General features: G+C 36.2%; 2 protein-coding genes and 1 pseudogene. 2 read left to right on the top strand and 1 reads right to left on the bottom strand.

Annotated elements, in window-relative coordinates; genetic code table 11:
• Positions 1–191: 191 nt before the first annotated feature.
• Positions 192–1,025, top strand: coding sequence for an alpha/beta hydrolase (locus ABJF52_RS00210; protein ID WP_348144551.1), 834 nt, complete (start codon positions 192–194; stop codon positions 1,023–1,025).
• A 110-nt stretch (positions 1,026–1,135) separates the two neighbouring features.
• Positions 1,136–2,485, top strand: a complete 1,350-nt coding sequence (locus ABJF52_RS00205) for a serine hydrolase domain-containing protein (RefSeq protein ID WP_348144548.1) — start codon at positions 1,136–1,138, stop codon at positions 2,483–2,485.
• Between the two features lie 96 nt (positions 2,486–2,581).
• On the opposite strand, the pseudogene ABJF52_RS00200 reads toward ABJF52_RS00205, so the two are convergent.
• Positions 2,582–2,903: pseudogene (locus tag ABJF52_RS00200) on the bottom strand (hypothetical protein); the annotation flags it as partial.

Here is a 2,903-nt window from a genome sequence, read left to right as displayed (position 1 = left end):
CGCCCCGTAGAAAAAACGGGGCTACTTGATAAACGATGAAATCGGGATCCAAATTCATAATTAGTACTATTCCCGTTACATCGTTGTTGGATTTTACTATATTTCCATAAAAAAAAGACCAACTGCCCATAGCGCTGCGTTAGCGCCAATGCGGGTATGGTAAAGGCACATAACTTTAATAAATACAAGACATGAGACAATTAGCAATTTTAATTTTAGTTTTTATCGCTACCCTCACTTCATATGGGCAGGTAACAGTTAATCCCAACGGTAAGTTTTTTAACTATAATGGCACCAAAATTTATTATGAAGATACTGGTAGCGGAGAACCTCTTCTGTTGCTTCATAATTTTTTTAACACAGCCGACAGCTGGGAACCATACATTGCGCCCTACTCAAAGCAATACAGAACTATTGCCGTGGATATGATGGGACACGGACGATCTGATATTTATAAAATAGACGATTTTGATTTTGATCACGGGGTTTACGCCAAGATGATTCTGGCCTTGCTGGACTCTTTGGGATTGGATCAAGTAAAGGCCATTGGGGCGAGTAGTGGTGGTACTACACTTCTTTATCTCAATACAATGCAGCCAGATAGATTTAAATCCGTTATTACCGTTGGGGGGCATATTTACTACAGTACGCATGCCAGAGAGATGCAAGCAAAATTAGGAATGGATCAGGCTAGGAAATGGGCGGTAAATTGGGGGCAAAATCCGGAAAAGCAGGAGTATCTGGCACAGGCATTCTGGCAAGACCGAAACCCTTCGGATGCAGACCCCTACTTTACACCGGATAAGTTGAATACCATAAAAGCGAAATGGCTCGTGGTTTTAGGAGACAATGACTTTGTTATTCCACTAGAGTTAGGAATAGAAATGTATAAAGGTATACCCAACAGCCGCCTTTGGATTGTCCCTAATGGGAATCATTTACCCCATTTAGAACCGGAAATTCAACCTGAGTTTTTAAGGGTCTCCCTCGAGTTTTTAGGTGACAAGTGGAATACGAACGATTAATTTGCATTGGCGCTAACAATGTATATGAAATCATAGCTCCCATTTGGTCGCTTCACTTCATATACTAACCGTTGACAACAATTAGAATTTAACTAAATAATAAAAACATTATGAAATTTACATTCAAAACTTTATTTGTAATATTCTTTACTTTTTACGGTATTTATGGATTTTCACAAGTTAAGAATGAACAGATTGATAGTATTCTCAATAACACTGTTAAATCCGATGGTCCAGGAGCCATTATTTTCATTAAGCAGAAAGGAAAAGTGCTTTACCAAAAAGCATTTGGCAAAGCTAATATCGAAAACAAAGTAGATATGTCTACCAAAAATGCATTTAACATTGGAAGTGTCAGCAAAGAATTTACTGCAATGAGTGTACTTCAGTTACTAGAGAAAGGAAAACTATCTCTTGAAGATAATGTCAATAGCTATTTACCTAATTATTCTAAAAATGGTGATAAAATAAAGATAAAACATCTTTTGTCTCATACCTCTGGACTAAAAAGTCATACGGACACCATTTGGGCAAATACAGATGCAAGGAAATACTTTGATTCTAGTAAAGATGTCCTCAATTATTTTAAAAACGATATTGTACAGTTCGAGGCTGGTGAAAACCACGAATATTGTAATATGAATTTTAATTTGTTGGCATATATTATCGAAAAAGCTTCAGGAATGGAGTATACTGACTATGTTAATGAAAACATATTTAGACCATTGGGAATGACCAACTCATACATACCTAGTGAAGGACAGTTGATTCCAAATTTAGCAACGGGCTACGAATTAAAAAATAATGAAATTGTATATGCAAGATATCATTCTATCAATCAGACTAGAGGTTCGAGTTCGATACATACAACAGTAGAAGACCTTTCAAAATGGTATGAAGGATTAATGAACTCTAAAGTTATCTCTAGAGAGAATTTGATAAAAGCTTGGACACCTTTTACCTTAAATAATGGAGAAAAATCAACTTACGGCTATGGTTTTTATAGTGACAGGAAATTTAACAAAACCTCTATTTTTCATAATGGATTTATATTCGGCTATTCGACATCAGATATGTATTTCCCAGAAGATGACTTGCTCATCTTGGTGGTATCCAATATCAGTGATATTAATGTAATTAATACTAATACAATAATATTTGATATTGCTTCTAGTATTTACAAAAGTGAAATTCCTAAATTAACTACTGTCTTATTAGATACGTATGTAGGCACCTACCTAATTGAAAAAGGATTCAAAGTAAAAATTTTTCGTAAGGGTTTAGTTCTTTTCAATGAGTTTGACGGTCAATCTGCTGTTGAATTAGCTGCTGAGACTAAAACTAAATTTAGAGTCAAAGATTTTCCTGCAAAAGTCGAGTTTTATCAATCAAGTGAGGATGGTAGAATGAGAATAATATTATCAAATGGCCGAGAGAAGTACGAAGGAATTAAAGAATAAAAACAGTTGCCAACAATGGTAATCGTTGCACAAGCCATTAATTAATCGAAAAACGGATTCATAGAAGCCTCTTTAGTAGGTTTTTTTCATATCAACTCAGATGTAGTAGGCAATTTTTTGATGCTTTACAGCGATTCCGAACAGCTGCTGAAAGACACTTTTTACCAATGCAACCAAAGCAAGCCGTCTTGCCCCACTTTTTACTCGTTTTTGTTCGTATTTCAGGTACTTCTTCAAGTTATAAGCAATCGCGAGTAAGTGCTTATTTGCCAAGTAAGCCGCTACGGTTTTTTTATGCCTTCCTCTCCCTGCGCTCGTCGGAGGCACTAACATATCAAGTCGCAACCAGCCCGACAAGTTATTCTGGCGGGTATGCTCCCGAAGCTTCGGGACGGTTGTCGTTTTTTTATTCTCAATA

Source organism: Aurantibacter sp. (assembly GCF_039941195.1).
Classification (GTDB): Bacteria; Bacteroidota; Bacteroidia; order Flavobacteriales; family Flavobacteriaceae; genus Aurantibacter_A.
Note: the sequence above shows the minus strand (reverse complement) of the source record. Positions and strands in the feature narration are given on the sequence as shown.